At 64.9% G+C, this 17,795-nt stretch carries 12 protein-coding genes and 1 tRNA gene; 9 read left to right on the top strand and 4 right to left on the bottom strand.

The window, feature by feature from the left end:
• Positions 1-355: 355 nt before the first annotated feature.
• On the bottom strand, positions 356-1,252 hold the full coding sequence (locus tag ACUJ46_RS09015) for a PEPxxWA-CTERM sorting domain-containing protein (protein WP_445390136.1): 897 nt from the start codon (positions 1,250-1,252) through the stop codon (positions 356-358).
• On the opposite strand from ACUJ46_RS09015, the gene ACUJ46_RS09010 reads away from it, so the two are divergent.
• From ACUJ46_RS09010 to ACUJ46_RS08995, 4 genes are read left to right on the top strand one after another with little or no spacing between them, the layout of a single operon-like run.
• Positions 1,217-2,716, top strand: a complete 1,500-nt coding sequence (locus ACUJ46_RS09010) for an N-6 DNA methylase (RefSeq protein ID WP_445390135.1) — start codon at positions 1,217-1,219, stop codon at positions 2,714-2,716. The genes ACUJ46_RS09015 and ACUJ46_RS09010 overlap by 36 nt on opposite strands.
• Positions 2,706-3,911, top strand: coding sequence for a restriction endonuclease subunit S (locus tag ACUJ46_RS09005; protein WP_445390134.1), 1,206 nt, complete (start codon positions 2,706-2,708; stop codon positions 3,909-3,911). Before ACUJ46_RS09010 ends, ACUJ46_RS09005 begins: the two co-directional genes overlap by 11 nt.
• Positions 3,908-6,952: a type I restriction endonuclease subunit R gene (locus ACUJ46_RS09000; protein WP_445390133.1), complete on the top strand. Its 3,045-nt coding sequence runs from the start codon at positions 3,908-3,910 to the stop codon at positions 6,950-6,952. Before ACUJ46_RS09005 ends, ACUJ46_RS09000 begins: the two co-directional genes overlap by 4 nt.
• A complete protein-coding gene (locus ACUJ46_RS08995) occupies positions 6,952-7,767 on the top strand; it encodes a M48 family metallopeptidase (protein WP_445390132.1) in 816 nt (271 codons plus the stop codon). Before ACUJ46_RS09000 ends, ACUJ46_RS08995 begins: the two co-directional genes overlap by 1 nt.
• A gap of 507 nt (positions 7,768-8,274) precedes the next feature.
• Here ACUJ46_RS08995 and ACUJ46_RS08990 read toward each other — a convergent pair.
• Positions 8,275-8,365 (bottom strand) — tRNA-Ser (locus ACUJ46_RS08990).
• A 100-nt stretch (positions 8,366-8,465) separates the two neighbouring features.
• Between ACUJ46_RS08990 and ACUJ46_RS08985 the strand changes: the two genes are divergently transcribed.
• Together ACUJ46_RS08985 and ACUJ46_RS08980 are read left to right on the top strand one after the other, a co-directional pair.
• Positions 8,466-10,121: a thiamine pyrophosphate-dependent enzyme gene (locus tag ACUJ46_RS08985; protein ID WP_445390131.1), complete on the top strand. Its 1,656-nt coding sequence runs from the start codon at positions 8,466-8,468 to the stop codon at positions 10,119-10,121.
• 10 nt (positions 10,122-10,131) lie between these two features.
• Positions 10,132-11,343, top strand: coding sequence for a hydrolase (locus ACUJ46_RS08980; RefSeq protein ID WP_445390130.1), 1,212 nt, complete (start codon positions 10,132-10,134; stop codon positions 11,341-11,343).
• 8 nt (positions 11,344-11,351) lie between these two features.
• Here the strand turns inward: ACUJ46_RS08980 and ACUJ46_RS08975 are convergent, their stop codons facing one another.
• On the bottom strand, positions 11,352-11,765 hold the full coding sequence (locus ACUJ46_RS08975) for a flagellar export chaperone FliS (protein ID WP_445390129.1): 414 nt from the start codon (positions 11,763-11,765) through the stop codon (positions 11,352-11,354).
• A 9-nt stretch (positions 11,766-11,774) separates the two neighbouring features.
• Positions 11,775-13,220 carry a flagellar filament capping protein FliD gene (gene fliD / locus ACUJ46_RS08970; protein WP_445390128.1) on the bottom strand — a complete coding sequence of 482 codons (1,446 nt, stop codon included), beginning with the start codon at positions 13,218-13,220 and terminating at the stop codon, positions 11,775-11,777.
• A 578-nt stretch (positions 13,221-13,798) separates the two neighbouring features.
• Here fliD and ACUJ46_RS08965 point away from each other — a divergent pair.
• The 3 genes from ACUJ46_RS08965 (at position 13,799) to ACUJ46_RS08955 (ending at position 17,795) form a co-directional block, all read left to right on the top strand.
• Entirely contained in the window at positions 13,799-16,618 is a 2,820-nt protein-coding gene (locus ACUJ46_RS08965) for an Rne/Rng family ribonuclease (RefSeq protein ID WP_445390127.1), read from the top strand.
• A 112-nt stretch (positions 16,619-16,730) separates the two neighbouring features.
• Positions 16,731-17,507, top strand: a complete 777-nt coding sequence (locus ACUJ46_RS08960; protein ID WP_445390126.1) for an alpha/beta fold hydrolase — start codon at positions 16,731-16,733, stop codon at positions 17,505-17,507.
• A gap of 27 nt (positions 17,508-17,534) precedes the next feature.
• Complete coding sequence (locus tag ACUJ46_RS08955) at positions 17,535-17,795, top strand: GlsB/YeaQ/YmgE family stress response membrane protein (RefSeq protein ID WP_445390125.1); 261 nt, start codon at positions 17,535-17,537, stop codon at positions 17,793-17,795.

Below are 17,795 nucleotides of genomic sequence, written 5' to 3'. Positions count from 1 at the left end.
ACATGACCCGATGGGTAGCGAAGGCGTGGCGACGGCTACCGGGAAAGGGGGTTTTGTCGGTTATGTCGGTTTTGTCCGGGGGGGAAGCCTGAAACCACGGCTTTTCCCCGCGAAGTGGTGGAGCATGCCCTGGCCCATCAGCTCGCAGACAAGGCCGAAGCGGCATATCAGCGTGGCAGCCTGTTCCCCAGGCGCGTGAAGCTGATGCAGGCCTGGGCGGACTATTGCGGATCGCCCCTGGCCGAAGGGGCCAGCATTACCCCATCCGCGCAAGTCCCTGACGGCTTGCGGCATTTCGGCTGATGGGCAAGCGCCCATGCCCCGGCAAACAGGGGCATGGGCATCAGATTGCTGGCTAAAGTGCCTGTTTCTGCATCTGGTGCAGAGGCTGTTGTGCGCTTCGGCGGCGTCTCAGCATGAAGCCTGCCATTCCGAAGCCGGCGATGAACATGCCCCAGCTTGCCGGTTCGGGAACGGTTACGGAAACGCCGTTGGTGATGACTTCCCTGACATTCAGCGCTGCATCAAAGCCATAGTACCAATCATCATTGTCGTTAAATTCACAGCCAAAGCAGAATTTATAGGTGAACCCTCCGTTTCCGTAAGTAGGGTATAAATACCAGTAAAATCTTGACCCGGTAGAATCAAATGAATCCGAGCCTTCGACAATTTCCTGACTGTAATATGTAGATGGTGCTGAAAAATATGCCAGTGTTCTCTCTTCGCTCCAAATCTTTAATTTTGATATTCCTGATCCCATAATTTCTTCAGGGTCATTTGGCTTGGTAACTTCGAAAATCATGCTGTAATTTACAGGGGTGTCGACAGCCGGAAGCTGGAAAAAATCTGGTGTGAGGATTGGGTCACAGCCACCGAAGATGCATTCCAGCCTTTGCTCCGTAACCTTTCCATAGCCCCTGAACTCTATGGTGGATGTCACGCCTGCCGGCAGTTCGGGCAGGATGAATGCCGCTGCCGGCATGGCGGCTGTCAGTGCGCAGCCCAGCGCCGCAGCTCTGGCAGCCAGGTTCATCGAAAATACGGTCATTTGAATACGCCCCCATTTACACACTGCCGAATCGACAGGATGCCAGTCTAAGGTCGCGCGCTGTCGTTGAACAGCCCGATGGGCGCTGGCACACAGCCCTTGCCCGGTAAAAGGGAAGGCAGAACCGGCGCGCCGCATATTGGCCTGTGCAGGAATATCGAGGGGTGAATGGCAATTCTGACGCAAGCTGAACTTGAACGGCACCTGTGGGGCGCGGCGGACATTCTGCGCGGCACGGTCGATGCCGGGGACTACAAGCAATACATCTTCGGCCTGCTGTTCTACAAACGCCTGTGTGACGTGTGGGATGAGGAGTTCGAGGCCCTGCTGGCCGAGACGGGCGACCGCGAGGAAGCCGCCGACCCTGACGAGCACCGCTTCCACATTCCCAAGGAACATCGTTGGGAGACAGTGCGCCAGCAGTCCACCCTGATCGGCCAGCGGCTGAACAATGCGCTGGCGGCTATCGAGGATGCCAACCTGCGGCTGCGCGGCGTGTTCGGCGATGTGGACTTCGCCAATCAGGATCGCTTCTCTGACGCCCTGCTGGAAAAGCTGTTGTCGCACTTCGAGAAGCACCGGCTGCGCAATGCCGATGTGCCAGCCGACATGCTGGGCGATGCCTATCTCTACCTCATCAAGATGTTCGCCGAGGGTGCGGGCAAGAAGGGCGGCGAGTTCTATACCCCGCGCTCCATCGTCCGCCTGATGGTCGAGATCATCGACCCGCGCCCCGGCATGTCGGTCTATGACCCCACCTGCGGGTCTGGCGGCATGTTGCTGGAGGCGGTGCAGTATCTGAAGGACCGGGGCGAGGATGCCCGGACCCTGTCGCTCTATGGGCAGGAAAAGAACTTCGCCACGTGGGGCATCGCCCAGATCAACCTGTTCCTGCACAACGTGGACGATGCCTTCATTGCCAAGGGCGACACGATCCTGTCCCCCAAGCGGTATGATCCCAAGGCGCGCGAGTTCGTGGAAGGTATCGGGGCCTATGACCGGGTGCTGGCCAACCCGCCATTCTCGGAAAAGGTGTGGGGCTACGAGGTCTGGCAGAACGGAGACCCGTTCGGACGCGATACCTATGGTTGCCCGCCCAAGCAGTATGGCGACCTTGCCTTTGTCCAGCACATGCTGGCCAGCCTCAAGGATGACGGGATGCTGGCGGTGGTGGTGCCACATGGCGTCTTGTTCCGAGGCGGGGCGGAGGGGCGGATCAGGGAGGCCATGCTGGCCGCAGACGTGATCGAGGCGGTCGTGGGCCTTGCCCCCAATCTGTTCTACGGAGCGGGCATCCCTGCCGCCCTGCTGGTGTGCCGCAAGAAAAAGCCCGCCGAGCGGCGCGGCAAGGTGCTGATCGTCAACGGCGATGCCACCTACCAGCCGGGCAAGGCGCAGAACTTCCTGACCGATGAACATGTCCGCAAGCTGGCCGCCACGGTCCATGCCTTCGCCGATGTCGAGAAGCTGGCCCGCATTGTCCCGGTCGAGGAGATCGCCGCCAACGGCCACAACCTCAACATCAGCCGCTATGTCCAGACCGGCGCGGATGCCGAGGCAGTCGATGTCGCGGCGGAGGTCGCGAAGCTGCAAGACCTGATCGCCAAGCGCAACGAGGCGGAAGCCGTGATGTTCGGGCACCTCAGGAGGCTTGGCTATGTCGGGTGAACTGGCCGAACTGGAGCGGCCCGTTGATGAGGTTCCCCAAGGTTGGACGGTCCAGCCGCTGTCCAAGCTGTGCGGAGAGGTGGCAGAGCGGGTCGATCCAGCCGCGATGAATGGCGATCTTGGCGGGCACTACATCGGCTTGGAACACATTGGCCAAGGCACCGGCCAGTTGGAAGGTGTTGGCAAAGCTGCTCATGTGGTCAGCCAGAAGTCCCGGTTTCATGCGGGTGACATCCTGTATGGCAAGCTGCGACCGAACTTGCGTAAGGTAGCGCGGCCCGATTTCGGCGGCGTGTGTTCGACCGACATCATCGTGTTGCGCGCGAAGCCTAGCGCCGACCCGGCGTTCCTGTTTCAGGTGCTCCAGTCCGAACCTTTGGTGGCCCATGCCATTGCGACGGCAGCGGGCACCAAGATGCCCCGGACCCATGCGCGTTCGATCCTCTCATTCGAGATCGCTTCGCCACCCCTCGACGAGCAGCGGCGGATCGCCGAGGTGCTGCGATCGGTGGATGAGGCAATCAGCGCTCAAATAAGTGCGCTAAGACAGTCGAAAAAGACCCTTAAGTTTTTGCAGGGAAACCTGCTTGATCCGAATGTGAACATCGAGAAATGGCCGGAAGCTAAGATAAGTGCAGTTGCCAGACTTTTTGCAGGCGGAACCCCAAAGCGCGAAAAACGCGAATACTACGAAGGAAAGATACCTTGGCTCAAGTCGGGTGAAGTTCGCCAGAACCGCATAATCTGCACCGAGGAGAGCATTTCGGAGAAAGCTCTCGTCGAGACAACTACTCGCATGGCGCGAGCAGGAACGCCTGTTGTTGCAATGTATGGGGCGACGGCAGGTGTCGTTGGGATGTTGGAAATTGACGCTGCGATCAATCAAGCCGTCTTGGCGGTTGAGCCGATCAAGGGGAAGGCAACGGCTCGCTTTCTGGTTCATGCTCTACAGCAGGCGAGCACCCGCATGCTGCTATCCCAGCAAGGTTCTGGCCAACCGAACCTTAGCAAATCGCTCATTGGGGAGACGAAAATCCTGTTACCGGGCACTGCTGAACAGGAGAGGATTGCGACCTTGCTAGACAGTGCAGAGGAAGAAGTGATCCGGGGCGCGAGCGCAATCGCGGCAAGTGAAGACTTGAAAGGTCATCTGATGTCCGACCTCCTCTCCGGTCGCGTGCGGGTGCCTGCATGAGCGAATACCGCCTTGCCGAGAAGCCCGCGCTCGATGCGCTGGCCGCGATGGGCTGGCAGGTGCTGTCCCCGGCGCAGGCGCTGGCGATGCGCGAGGAGGAAAACCGGGTCATCCTCAAACCCGTGCTGATTGACGCCCTGCGCACGATCAACGGCATCGGCGCGGCGGATACCGAGGCGATCTACAACGACCTGTCCACCCTGTCCGACAACGAGGAGTGGCAGCGCAAGCTGCGCGGCGGCTATTCCCGCCGCCTGTCCGGCGAGAACCGTGATAGCCCGATTGCGCTGATCGACTTCAAGAACCCCAGCCGCAACGCCTTCCACGTCACCAACCAGTTCCGCGTTGCCGCGCAGCGCCCGCGCGTGCCCGATGTGGTGCTGTTTGTGAACGGTATCCCGCTGGTGGTGATTGAGGCCAAGTCTCCCTTGAAGGCCACGGCCAAGGCCGAGGAAGCCTTCGAGCAGATCAAGCAGTATGAACGGGACATCCCCCGGCTGTTCTACCCCAACGCCTTCAACCTCGTCACCGATGGCATGGCGACGCTCTATGGCGCGACGGGTGCGCACTCGCAGTTCTATGCCCCGTGGCCCGACGCTTGGCCGCGCCACCGGGACGACTTCGCCGACGACCTGTCCAAAGACCTGTGGTGCCTGTGCGAACCGTCCCGCCTGCTGGACCTGCTGGCGCACTTCATCGTGTTCGAGGTGGACCCGGAGACGGGGCGGAAGATCAAGAAGGTCTGCCGCTACCAGCAGTTCCGGGCGGTCAACAAGGCGGTTGAGCGGGTGGCAGCAGGCCAGCACCGCAAGGGCCTGATCTGGCACACGCAGGGTTCGGGCAAGAGCCTGACCATGGTGTTCCTCGCCCTCAAGCTGAAGACCCACCTGACGCTCGATGCGCCGACGCTCACCAATCCCAACATCCTTGTGCTGACCGACCGGATCGACCTCGACGACCAGATCAGCAAGACCTTTGTCGCCTGCGGCCTGCCCAACCCGATGCAGTGCGGATCAGTGGCGGCGCTGCGCGAAGCGGTGAACCGGGGCGGCAACGGGCAAATCCTGCTGTCCACCATCTTCAAGTTCGCCGGATCGAAAGAGCCGATCCCGAACAGCGCCAACTGGATCGTGCTGGTGGACGAGTGCCACCGCACGCAGGAGAAGGACCTCGGGGCCTATTTGCAGGCGACCCTGCCCGACGCCCATTTCTACGGCTTCACCGGCACCCCGATCAAATCTACCGACAAGGACACCTACGCCCGGTTCAGCATCGCCGGGGAGGGCTATCTCGACAAATACGGGATCGACGATGCGGTGCGCGATGGGGCGACCGTCCCGATCCTTTACGAGGGCCGCAAAATCGATTGGGCGATCAACGAGGCCGAGATCGACATCCTGTTCGACCGCTGGTTCGTGGACCTGCCCGACGTCAAACGCGAGGAACTGAAGCGCAAGGGCCTGACCCTCGCCACCATTGCCAAGCACCCAGAGCGCGTGCGCCTGATCGCGCTCGACATCTGGGAGCACTTTAAGGCTGTGTGCCAGCCGGACGGCTACAAGGCGCAGATCGTGGCCGTGGATCGCGAGGCGGTCATCCTCTACCGCGCCGCCCTGTCTGCCGCTATCGCCGCCGATCTGGAACGCGGCGGGATGGATGCGGCGGATGCGCACGCCAAGGCCGACGCCATGATCGCCTGCGTCTATTCCAAGAGCCAAGAGGACGACAAGGACAGCGAGCAGGCCCACATTCAGGCGGTGCGCGAGGGGCTTCGGGCGCACTATCTCGACGACGATGCTGAGAAGGATGTGAAGAAGCGGTTCAAGGCTCGCGGGGCCGATCCCAGCTTCCTGATCGTCTGCGACAAGCTGCTGACGGGGTTCGATGCCCCCATCGAGCACGTCATGTATCTCGACAAGCCGCTCAAGGAGCACAACCTGCTCCAGGCCATCGCCCGGACCAATCGCACCTACGCCTTCAACGACGCCGAGGGTGGCACCATCGAGAAGCCAGCCGGGCGGATCGTCGATTATATTGGCGTCACCAACCACCTTGACGAGGCGTTGCAATCATACCGCTCCGAGGATGTCGAGAACGCGATGCGGGACATCGCCATCCTGCGGAATGACCTGAAGGAAGCGCACGCCCGCTACCGCGCACAGAAGCGGGCAATGAAGCTGGAGGGGCTGGACGAGAAAGCCGCCGCCTATGCTGCCGCCGACATGACAGCGAAGGGGCAAGAGGACGACTGGTTCGACCTCCAGCGGCTCACTCGCGCCTTCATCAAGGTCTATGGCGACCTCTCACCCGATCCTGCGATCCTCGACTTCACCGCCGAGGTGAAATGGGCAGCGACCTTCCTGCGGCTGGCAACGCAGGCCATCAGCAAGGAAGAAAGCCTCGATCACCGCAGCTACACCGGCAAGATCAGGGATATGCTGGAGCAGCACGTCCACGCGACGGGCCTCTCCACCACCATCCGGCTGCGCAGCCTCACCGACCCCGAGTTCGCCGATGACTTCGCGACCGAGGGAAAAGATGAGCCGGAACTGAAAGAGGCGTTCGTGCGCAAGTCTGCCGAACTGCGCCGCGTCACCCGCGAGTTGGTGGACAAGAACCCCGCGCAATATGGCCGCTTCTCAGAGCGGGTTCTGGAGATCATCCGTCGCTTCGAGGAAGGCCAGCTTGCCGCCGCCGATGGCCTACGCGACTTTGAGGGGCTGACGGGCGACATTCAGGCCGAACAGGGCGCTCACGCCGAACTCGGCATGGACGAGCATGCCTTCTCGATCCTGCGCATCATGGAAGCCATTGTGCCGGAGGTTGAGCACGCCACATTGCAGAGTGCCGCCGTCGCTATCGGCGCAATTTATGCGGATGCTGCTGCAACCCAGCCCGCCTTCGCCCACATGGAAGCCTACCTGCGCAGCCTGCGCCAGCAGGTGCGGCGCATCCTGACCGAGCACGGCATCGGCGAAACAAAGATCATCCGCGAGAAGGTCGAGGAGTTCGCCGTGCACGCCTATGGGGGCGGGGCCTGATGCCAACGCTCCAGATTGGCCGGAAGGAAATCCCCTACGAGCTTCGCCGGTCGGCGACGGCGTCGGAACGCCGCATTACCATCACACCCGGTCATGTCGAGGTGCTGGCGCTCACCAGCGACAACGATGACGACATCGCGGGCTTTCTGGAGCGCAAGCGCCAGTGGGTGTTTGACACCGTGCGCGAAATGGAGCGGATCACCGCCACGCGCCACGCCGTGCCCCGGTTCATCACCGGATCGAAGATACCCTACCGGGGCCGCAAAATGCCCCTGACCGTGCGGCGGACAGATTCCGACCGGTTCACGACACGCTATCGCAACGGCTTCATTGTCGATCTACCAGCCTGGGTGGGCGAGAATGCCGACCACCTCGTCGCTCTGGAACTGAAGCTGTGGTTGATGCAGCGGGCGCGCCGGGATGTGCGGGAGATCGCCGCAAGCCTTGGCAAGCGGTTCGGCCTTGTGCCCCGCTCGATCCGCGTGGGCGATATGGCCCACGGATGGGGATCATGTGGTCCGGAGGGGAACGTGTTCATCAACTGGCACCTGATCTTCGCGCCGAGGAAAGTGATGGAATATGTGGTGGCACATGAACTGTCGCATCTGGCGCACCGGACGCACGGGCCGGAATTCTGGTCGCTGCTCAGCCATATGTTGCCTGACTACAATGCCATGAAATCATGGCTGGAACGTCATCAATCATCCCTGTCGGGCGCATTTCTCAGCCAGGCGCAGGATGCAGCCCGAGGTCTTGATGCCGCGCCATGCAAAGCGCCCATCCTGAAAGGGGTGCCAATCACCGGACAGGGCTGAACTGCCTTGAACGTTCACTGATTGTTCTTAAGCTTTGGCTTGGGACCAGGCAGGCCAGCACGAGAAGCGCTCTTCCTACGTGCTTCCTTGCCATCTTTTGGAAACCGCTAGGGAGGTGGCATGAACGAGAATGGGGATTCCGGCTGACCGACTGGGAACGCTTCGTGCCGCGCGGGCAACACAAGAACGCGTCAACCGGGCAATGGGAACAGCCGGAAGGGAGCACGCCATGACCGGGCAACAAACGCTCGGGCACAAGCCGGGGACACGGGGGGTGGTCGGAAAGTTTTTTCCGATCAGCCACAGGACCGGCGGGGGAAGTGTTCTTTTTAGCGCCGCAAATTTACGGGTTAGGGGTTTACAGAGGTGAGAGGTCCGAAGCGACGCCCCCACTGGCTGGGCGTTTGTTTCCGCCACGTTCCGGGGCAAGCCTTGTCGAAGTGGGGGATATACTGGGGGCAGGTTTTCCGGCTTTTCGTTTGAAAACAATGGGTTAACCTGTTGAAATGGCGGAGCGGGAGGGATTCGAACCCTCGATACGGTTTTGCCGTATACACACTTTCCAGGCGTGCGCCTTCGACCACTCGGCCACCGCTCCAACGAGGGGCGCGCCTAGCAGTGTTGGGGTTGCGTTGGCAATAGCCTCCGCGTCTTTGTCCGATGTTGACAGGCGGCTGGCGTGCAGGCCTTCTGCCGCCATGGTCAGCACCCCTTCCCAGCCGGTTGCCCGCACGGTTGCCAATGTGATCGCCGAAAGCCTTGTTCTGGCCGGGGTCCGGCATGCGTTTGCCGTGCCCGGCGAAAGCTATCTGCCGCTGCTTGATGCGCTGGCGGATGTGCAGGATCGTGTTCGCCTTGTCACGTGCCGGCATGAGGCGGCGGCGGCGAACATGGCCGAGGCGGCGGCCAAGCTCGGCGGGCGGCCGGGTGTTGCGCTGGTAACGCGCGGGCCCGGCGCCACCCATGCCGCCATCGGCCTGCACACCGCCCAGCAGGACAGCACGCCCATGCTGCTGCTGATAGGGCAGGTGGGGCAGGACATGCTGGGCCGCGAAGCCTTTCAGGAGGTGGATTATGCCCAGATGTTCGGCAAGGTCGCCAAGCGTGTCATCACTTTGACCGAGCCGGACCGCGTCGGTGAGCAGATGGCATCCGCCTTTTCCGCCGCACTGTCAGGCCGGCCCGGGCCTGTCGTGGTGGTGCTGCCCGATGACCGGCTGGGTAAACCCTCCGCCGCATCGGCGGTCGCGCCCGCGCCCACGGCACCGCCAGCGCCCGATGCTGCAGCCATTGCCGCACTTGCAGGCCTGCTCGACAAGGCCGAACGCCCGGTCCTGATGCTGGGCGGCCCGCTGTGGCGGGAAGAGGATGTATCGGCTGCCGCGCGCGTGGCCGAGCGGCTCGGCCTGCCCGTCGTCACCAGCTGGCGGCGGAAGGACCGGTTCGACAATGCGCACCCCCATTATGCCGGCGAACTCGGCCTGGGCGCCAACCCGGCGCTGCTGGAGGCCGTGAAGCGATCAGACCTGTTGCTGGTGCTGGGCGCGCGGCTCACGGAAAACGCCACTCAGGGCTACAGCCTCATCGATCCCGCCTTCGCTACCCGGCATCTGGTTCACATCTGCATCGACCCGGAGGCGCTGGGGCGCACCTGGCAGCCGCGCCTTGCCATTCATGCGGTCGTCGGGCCGGCACTGGTGGCGCTGGAGAAATTGCCGCCGCGCGAGCGGAGCGAATGGGTGGACCAGCTTTCGGGCCTCCACCGCGCCTGGACCGAGCCGACACAGGTGCGCAGCGGCGTGAACCCGGCCATGGTCATCCGCACCCTGTCGGAGCGGCTGCCGGCGGACAGCATCTTCTGCAACGGAGCGGGCAATTTCGCGGCCTGGCTGCACCGTTTCCACCTGCACCGCGCCCCCCGCACACAGCTTGCCCCCACGTCGGGTGCAATGGGCTATGGCGTTCCTGCCGGCATTGCAGCAGCGCTCATCCATCCGGAACGGCAGGTGGTGGTGGTGGCGGGGGATGGGGATTTCCTGATGGCGGCCGGTGAACTGGCGACGGTGGCGCATGAAGGGGCAACGCCCCTGTTCGTGGTGATGGACAATGGCCAATATGGAACCATCCGCATGCACCAGGCGCGTGATTACCCCGGCCGGCCGAGCGGAACGCGTCTCACCAACCCCGATTTCGCAGCACTGGCGCGGAGCTTCGGCCTGCACGCCGAAACCGTATCCGAGACGGACGCCTTCGCTCCCGCCCTCGAAAGAGCGCGGGGGCGGGCATCGCTGATCCATGTTGTGGTGGACCCGGACGAGATCGCGCCCGGCCGCCGGTTGTTGACGGGCCAGTAGGGGAGGGCGCATGCGGATCCTGCCTGAAGAACGCCGCGCCCTCGACGGGATCGACGCGGCGGCCATGCTGGCGCAGGTGGAGCAATGGTGCGCCATCAACAGCGGCAGCCATAATCCCGACGGGCTGGCGCGCATGGTGGCGCTGCTTGAAGCCGCCTTTGCGCCGCTGGGTGAAATCAGGCTGCTGGAGCCAGCGCCGGCCACCCGCATGCTGCCCACGGGCGATGTCGAGCCGGTCCGGCATGGCCGCAACCTCAATCTGCGGGTGCGCCCGGAAGCGCCGGTGCGTGTGCTGCTGACTGGCCATTATGATACGGTCTTTGCCGCCGACCATCCTTTCCAGACCCTGCGCTGGCGCGAGCCGGGTGTGCTCAACGGGCCGGGCGTGGCGGACATGAAAGGCGGGATCGCGGTGATGCTGGCGGCGCTGAAGGCGCTGGAGGGCAGCCCTTTTGCCGTGTCCATCGGCTATGAAGTGGTTCTGAACGCCGACGAGGAAGTGTCCTCGCCCGGCTCCGCCCCCTTGCTTGCCGAAGCGGCCCGGCGCGCCGATGCCGGGCTTACCTTCGAGCCGGCGCTGCCAGATGGCACGCTGGCCGGTGCACGGCCCGGCAGCGGCAATTTTTCGGTTCATGTCGTCGGGCGGGCCGCCCATGCCGGGCGCGAACCGGAAAAAGGGAGAAATGCCGTGCTGGCCGCAGCTGATCTGGCCTTGCGGCTGGCAGCCCTTGTTGCGCCGGACCTGAAGGTGAATGTGGCGCGGATCGATGGCGGCGGGCCAAACAACATCGTGCCCGATACGGCCGTGCTGCGGTTCAACATGCGCCCGGAAACGCTGGAAGCGCAAGCCCGCGCGCTCGATGCCATGGATGCGGCGTTGGCGACCGTGGCGGCCGCCCATGATGTCGCCCTGCATCGGCATGGCGGTTTTGCACGGCCGCCCAAGCCACTGGATGAAAACCAGATGCGCCTGTTCCGGCTGGTGAGGGATGCGGGTGCTGATCTCGGCCTCGAAATCGGCTGGCGCGCGGCGGGCGGCGTTTGCGATGGCAACAACCTCGCCGCGACAGGGCTTGCCGTGGTGGATACGCTGGGCGTACGCGGCGGCGCCATCCACTCGGCGGATGAATATCTGATCGTGGAAAGCCTGAAGGAGCGGGCGGAACTGGCAGCGCTGCTTCTGATGCGCATCGCGCGCGAAGGCTTCCCCCGGGCAGCCTGACGGGTGGTTCAGGCGCGCGCCGGCCCGATTGCCCGCCATGCAGCGAGGATCGTCGAAAGGCTGTCGCAGGCGCGGGCCAGATCCTCCAGCTGGCCTGAAAGCAGGCTTTCCCGCAAGCCGGCATAGACGGCGTGCAGGCTGCTGGAGACTTCGCCGCCGCGCGCATCGTCGAGGCTCGTGTCCAGCCCGTCGACCAGCGCCAGCGCGCGTTCGGTGGCGCGCAGCCGGCGCAACCGGTCACCCTGGCCAGCAGCCAGGCTTGCTTCGCGCAGATGATGGCCAAGCCGCTCGTAAAGCATGGTAACAAGCTGGTGCGGGCTGGCGGCCGCCACGCGCGCTTCCAACGACAGCTGGCCATAGCGCGCGATCGCTTCACTGGAGCTGCGCGGCTGTGCGCTGCGGGCGGCAAGGAGCTGGAGCATGATTGACCTCTATCGATCCGATGACCTGGTCCACAGGTCGATCTGCTGGGACAGGAATGTCTGCACGGCGCGCGACTGGCCGACGGCCCTGTCGAGCGCCGCGAACTGGCGGGTGTAATTGTCGCGCAGGCGCTGGGTGCGGCTTTCAAGCTGCTCCCGCTCGCGGGCGATGGTGGCTGCCTCGCGCTGCAATGCCGTCGGCTGGCCGGCCGCACCTTGCGCCGCCAGGCGGAAACTTTCCGCCACCTGCCGCAAGGGCCCGGCGGCCTTGCCCGGCGCGGCGGGCGCGTTGAGGGCCGAGATCAGCTTTTCCACGCTTTCCGGGTGGCTGGCGACGGCAGCGGCAAGGCGCGCTTCGTCCACCGTGAAATTGCCGTTGCGGTCGACCGTGAGGCCGATTCCCGAAAGGCGGACAGGGGCGTCACCATCCGGCGCGACCAGGTCACGCCCCGTGATGGCGCCCAGTGTCTGCAGCGTGCGGCGGGTCATGCTGTCAGAAACCAGGGCGCCGGCTGCCGATGTGGCGGATTGGCCGCCTGAAAGCCCGCGCCCGATGGACAGAAGTTCGTTGAGGGCGCCGGCGATGTCGCGCACGACCTGCGAAAGTGCCTCGCCGTCGCGTTCGGCTTCGATGGTCACGATCCGGCCGGGCTCGGCGCGGCCGAGTGCGATGCGGGCGCCGGGGACGAGATCCGCGATGCTGTTCGATGGCCGGCGCAGTTCCAGCCCGTCGACGGCGACGAGGGCATCGGCAGCAGCCTGGGTGCGGGTCATACCGCCGGCGGTCATGTCGTTGAAGGCAAAAGCCTCCAGCGCCGGGTCGCCTGCTGTCTCGATGATGAAGCCCGAGGCTTCCCCCATGGCGCCGCGCAACACCAGCCGGCTGCCGCCGGCATCGCTCAGCACCTGTGCCTGAATGGGGGCGCCCGCCACGGCTGCGGCATCATTGATGGCGTTTTTCAGCCCGGCGAGGCTGTCATCCCCCGGGCCGATGCTAACGGAAAGATTGGCGATTGATCCCGCGGTGAACCCTGTTGCCGCGTCCGTTCCGGCCACTGTTCCGAAACGGATGGTGAGCGTGCCCTGACCGACAGGGGCTTCGGCATCGGCCAGCGAAGCCGAGGCCAGCGACTGGACGCGGGCAAGCTGGCGCACCTCGATCAGCTGGCGGGGTACGGTTGCGCCGCCATCGACCTGCAGGGTCAATATGTCCGGGTCGGAAACCCGGGGGATGCCCGAAAGCGAGCCCGACGATATCCGCGTGGAAAGCGCGCCCGTCAGTGCATCAAGGGCGGAGCGGAACTGCCCCATGGCCGAAATGCGGGCATCCACGCGCGCCTGCCGATTGTCCAGCAGCTGCTGGCGCGGTGTGCGCTCGGCTTCCACCAGGCCATCGACAAGAGCCTTCAGGTCGATGCCGGAACCGGCGTTGAGCGTTGTCAGGATATTGGTCATGGCACAGGCACTGAACGGCCATTGCCGGAAAATGCTTAGGGCCTGATGGCACTTGCCCGACAGGCTTGCCGGGCTGCCGGGGTGGTGCTAGCAGCAATCGACGGGCATGTTTGCCATGGCTGCCGGAAGCGGGACCGCGTTTATCGCAGACCGCGCCGCGCGCCGGGCTTGGTGCCCCCCATGGATTGATGACGCGCCGGGAAACAGGCGCGCCAGGCCATGGCAGGAACGCCGGGGTGGAATGACGATTACTGGAAGCGCAGACGCAATGGTTGCAGCCGGGCCCCAAGGGGCGGACGCGCTGCATTCCCATTGTCATGCGCCCCGTGAATCGCGCCTGCCACGCCATGGTGCCGCCATGCGGTGGCGCCGGCGCATTCCTGCATCGCTACTGCCTGCAACTTCACCTTCCGGGCCCGGGGGCATTGCCCCCGATGCCCCCGCAACGGGATCGTGCGGCCCCCTTTCCGGCCTTCCGGCCGGTCTGGCCGCTCGTCTTTCCAGAACCTGCGCCGCGCGGAAATCCGCCGCCGGCGCGCCCCGGCAATCAGGCGCCACCGGCGCCAGGAGTGAATTTCATGACAACCAGAATGCTGATCGATGCCCGCCACCCGGAGGAAACCCGGGTCGCGGTCGTCAAGGGTAACCGCATCGAGGAATTCGATTTCGAGGCCGCGGCCCGCAAGCAGATCAAGGGCAACATCTACCTCGCCAAGATCACCCGCGTGGAGCCGTCGCTCCAGGCGGCCTTTGTCGATTATGGCGGCAACCGCCACGGCTTCCTCGCCTTCTCGGAAATCCATCCGGATTATTACCAGATCCCGAAGGAAGACCGCGACGCGCTTCTGCGTGAAGAGCAGGAACTGGTGGAGGAAGCCGCCGCCGGTGACTTCGATGCCGATGACGATGGCGGCGAGCGCCCGGCCTACGATAGGGCCGCCGGCGATGGCGTCAGCGACAATGGCGCAGGAGATTCGGGCGCAGACGGTGGCAGCAGCGATGGTGGTGAGCCGGCAGCCCGCCCCGAAGAGCATGGCAATGCCGAAGAGGCCGGCGCCGAGGCCCTGCGCCGCCGCCGCATGGCCCTGCGTCGCCGCTACAAGATCCAGGAAGTGATCCGTCGCCGGCAGGTCATGCTGGTCCAGGTCGTGAAGGAAGAGCGCGGCAACAAGGGCGCGGCGCTCACCACCTATATTTCGCTTGCCGGCCGCTATTCGGTGCTGATGCCCAACACGGCCCAAGGCGGCGGCATCAGCCGCAAGATCGCCAATGCGGCCGACCGCAAGCGGCTGAAGACCATCATGGCGGAGCTGAACCTGCCTTCGAGCATGGGCGCCATTGTCCGCACCGCCGGGCTCGAGCGCACCAAGACCGAGATCAAGCGCGATTTCGACTATCTCGCCCGCCTGTGGGACGAAATCCGCGAAAAGACCCTCACCTCCACCGCGCCCGCCCTCATCTACGAGGATTCGGACCTGGTGAAGCGCGCCATCCGTGACATCTACACGCGCGAGATCGACGAGGTGCTGGTGGACGGGCAGGAAGGCTATGCCCAGGCAAAGAGCTTCATGAAGCTGCTGATGCCCAGCCACGCGAAGAAGGTGCAGCTTTACGCCGACCCGGTGCCGCTTTTCCATCGCGCCGCCGTGGAATCGCAGCTTGCAGCCCTGCTCAACCCTGTCGTCACACTGAGATCGGGTGGCTATATCGTCATCAACCCGACAGAGGCGCTGGTTGCCATCGACGTGAACTCGGGCCGCTCGACGCGGGAATATAATATCGAGGAAACGGCCCTCAAGACGAACATCGAAGCGGCCGAGGAAGTTGCCCGCCAGCTTCGCCTGCGCGACCTTGCCGGGCTTGTCGTGGTCGATTTCATCGACATGGAATCGAACAGCAACAACCGCAAGGTCGAGCGCGCGCTCAAGGATGCGCTGAAGCACGACCGGGCGCGGATCCAGGTTGGCCGCATCTCGCCCTTCGGCCTTCTGGAAATGAGCCGCCAGCGCCTGCGCACGGGCGTGCTCGAGGCCTCCACCCAGGTCTGCCCCATGTGCGATGGTTCGGGCCTCATCCGCACCGATGGCTCGGCGGCGCTGGCGGCGCTCAGGCTGCTTGAGGAAGAGGCCGTGAAGGGGCGTGCAAGCGTCTTCCGCCTCAGGGCCGATAGGTCGGTCGCGGTCTATATGCTGAACCGCAAGCGGCTCGAACTGGCCGAACTCGAGGCGCGCTATGCCGTTCTGATCGAAGTCCTGCCCGACGAGAGCCTGATCGGCGGCCGCATGCAGATCGATTCCAGCGGCCCGCCCCCGGCCCAGGCCCCGCGCATGGCGGCACTGGCCGCCCCGCGCCATGTCGAGCCCGATCCCGAGGAAGCATTTGAGGAGCTTGACGAGGAGGAAGAAGCCGAAGTGGCCGAAGGCCGCGACGCGGGCCGCGATTCCGACCGTGACGGACAGGACGAGCGCGGCGAACGCCGCGGCCGTCGCCGGCGGGGCCGCCGTGCACGGGGCGGACGCGACCGTGATCGTGACGAGACCCGCGAGGAAAGCGGCGAGGCGGAACGCGCCACGAGCGACGCACCTGCCACCGGGGAAGACAGCGCCGATGTCGGCGAAGGCGACGTAGAAACCGTCGCCCGAGACGGCCAGGAAGAGCGCGGCGATCGCCGTGGCCGGCGCGGCCGTCGCCGGCGTGGTGGGCGTCGTGGCAGAAACGGCGACGCTGTCGTCGAGGGCCACGATGATGCCGGGGAAGCCGTGCTGGGCGAAGCCGCCGTTGCGGATGCCGATGAAGCCACTCTGCCGGCTGCTGAAGATGTGGTCGCGCCTGCTGTGGTGGCAGAAGCGGAAGTTGCGGAAGATGCGGCAGTTGTTGCCGGGGTGTCCGGCGAAGAGTCGGCTGAAAAGCCGAAGCGCACGCGCCGCCGTCCTGCAGCCCGCGCCCGGGCTGCAGCCGATACCGATGCCGGCACTGCGGACATGACTGCCGCGCCGGTGGCGGCCGAAGTGGCCGCAACCGACACTGCCGCAACCGATACGGCGGCAGCGGAGGCGCCCAAGCCTGCCCGCAAGCGGCGCACGCGGGCGACAGCTCCCGCAAAAACCGAAGCTGCAACCGAAGTGGCGGCGAGCGAACCCGCGCCTCGCCCGAAGCGCACCCGCAAGCCCAGGGCGGCTGCCCCGGACGCGACTTTGGAAGCAGCCCCTGAAGCTGCGGCCGAGGCGGGTGTCGAGCCTGCGGTCCAGGTGGAAGCCGCGCCCGTTGGCGAGACTGTCGCAACGCCGCAGGCCGAGGAGGCGAAGGCCGAGGAGGCAAAAGTCGGTGAGGTGACGCCAGAAGCAGAACCTGCAGAGCCGCCCCGGCGCGGCTGGTGGCAGCGCACCTTCGGCGAGTGACAGGCAGGGCAAGGCAAGGGCCGGCCGCATCGGGCTGGCCCCTGCCTTCTCCTGAGACCGGCAAGGGCGTGGCGGGATGGAAACCCCGCAGCGCCCTTGCCATATGAAGGGCATGGAGAGCCCGCCGACCAGCGAAATCCCCGCACGCCCGGAGGCTTGCCCCCCTGGTGCGCAATTGCCGGGCGACGGGGCTGCCTTCGCTGCGCCGCCCGGCCCGCCCGGCTTGCTCGCCTATGCGGCCGAAGTCCGCGCACTTGCAGAACTCTCCGCCTTCTGGCGCCAGCGTGTCCAACTCATCCGCACCCTGCCGGGCTGGCCGACGCGGCATGTGCTGGTGATTCCGGGTTTCCTGTCCAGCGATCTGGCCATGGCGCCGCTGCGGGGCGTGCTGAACGCCATCGGCCATCGTGCCGAGGGCTGGCGGCTTGGGCGCAACTTCGGCATGCGGCCGGGCCGGTTCGAAGCGCTGGAACAGCGCCTTCTCGGCCTTGCTGGCCAGACAGGGGCGCCGCTTTCGCTTGTGGGGCACAGCCTTGGCGGCTTGCTGGCGGTCGAGCTTGCCCGCCGCCATCCGCAGGCGGTGCGGCAGGTCATCACCCTCGGGTCGCCTGTCTCTGGCGATCTCACCTCGAACAATGCATGGCGGCTTTACGAGCGCGTTGCCGGCCACAGCATCGGGGCGGCCCCCGTTGCCTGGGTTCCGGGGGCGCTGCCCGAAGTGCCTTTTACCGCCATCGTCGCGACAGGCGACGGCATCGTCCATCCGCAGGCGGCGCGCGCCCGGCCTGGTCCGCTTTCCGAAACGCTGGATGTTCCCGGCAGCCATGCCGGGCTGCCCTGGAACCCGCACGCCATCCGCCTTGTTGCCGACAGGCTTGCCCGCAGCTAGGCTGCCCCGGCAAACAGGGAGTTTTCAATGGCATCCAGCTGGATTGGCGTGATCCTGATCGGTTTCTTCGCCGGGCTTCTCGCGCGTTTCTTCGCATCCGATCCGCGCAATCCGCAGGGTTGCCTGCTGACGACACTGCTCGGCATTGCGGGCGCTGCGCTTTTCACATGGATAGGGCAATTCGCCGGCATGTATGCGCAGGGCGAGCGCGCCGGCTTCATCGGCGCCGTGATCGGCGCGGTGCTGGTGCTGCTGATCTGGCGGGCGCTTCTGGACAAGCGGGCGTAA

Source organism: Sandaracinobacteroides sp. A072 (assembly GCF_052616365.1).
Note: the sequence above shows the minus strand (reverse complement) of the source record. Positions and strands in the feature narration are given on the sequence as shown.

Excerpts from the sequence above, each read along its gene's own strand:
- ACUJ46_RS08960 (WP_445390126.1), top strand. The coding sequence starts at position 16,731 with ATGGAGAGCCCGCCGACCAGCGAAATCCCCGCACGCCCGGAGGCTTGC.
- ACUJ46_RS08975 (WP_445390129.1), bottom strand. The coding sequence starts at position 11,765 with ATGCTCCAGCTCCTTGCCGCCCGCAGCGCACAGCCGCGCAGCTCCAGT.
- ACUJ46_RS08980 (WP_445390130.1), top strand. The coding sequence starts at position 10,132 with ATGCGGATCCTGCCTGAAGAACGCCGCGCCCTCGACGGGATCGACGCG.
- ACUJ46_RS09005 (WP_445390134.1), top strand. The coding sequence starts at position 2,706 with ATGTCGGGTGAACTGGCCGAACTGGAGCGGCCCGTTGATGAGGTTCCC.
- ACUJ46_RS08955 (WP_445390125.1), top strand. The coding sequence starts at position 17,535 with ATGGCATCCAGCTGGATTGGCGTGATCCTGATCGGTTTCTTCGCCGGG.
- ACUJ46_RS08995 (WP_445390132.1), top strand. The coding sequence starts at position 6,952 with ATGCCAACGCTCCAGATTGGCCGGAAGGAAATCCCCTACGAGCTTCGC.
- ACUJ46_RS08985 (WP_445390131.1), top strand. The coding sequence starts at position 8,466 with ATGGTCAGCACCCCTTCCCAGCCGGTTGCCCGCACGGTTGCCAATGTG.
- ACUJ46_RS09000 (WP_445390133.1), top strand. The coding sequence starts at position 3,908 with ATGAGCGAATACCGCCTTGCCGAGAAGCCCGCGCTCGATGCGCTGGCC.
- ACUJ46_RS09010 (WP_445390135.1), top strand. The coding sequence starts at position 1,217 with ATGGCAATTCTGACGCAAGCTGAACTTGAACGGCACCTGTGGGGCGCG.
- fliD (WP_445390128.1), bottom strand. The coding sequence starts at position 13,220 with ATGACCAATATCCTGACAACGCTCAACGCCGGTTCCGGCATCGACCTG.
- ACUJ46_RS08965 (WP_445390127.1), top strand. The coding sequence starts at position 13,799 with ATGACAACCAGAATGCTGATCGATGCCCGCCACCCGGAGGAAACCCGG.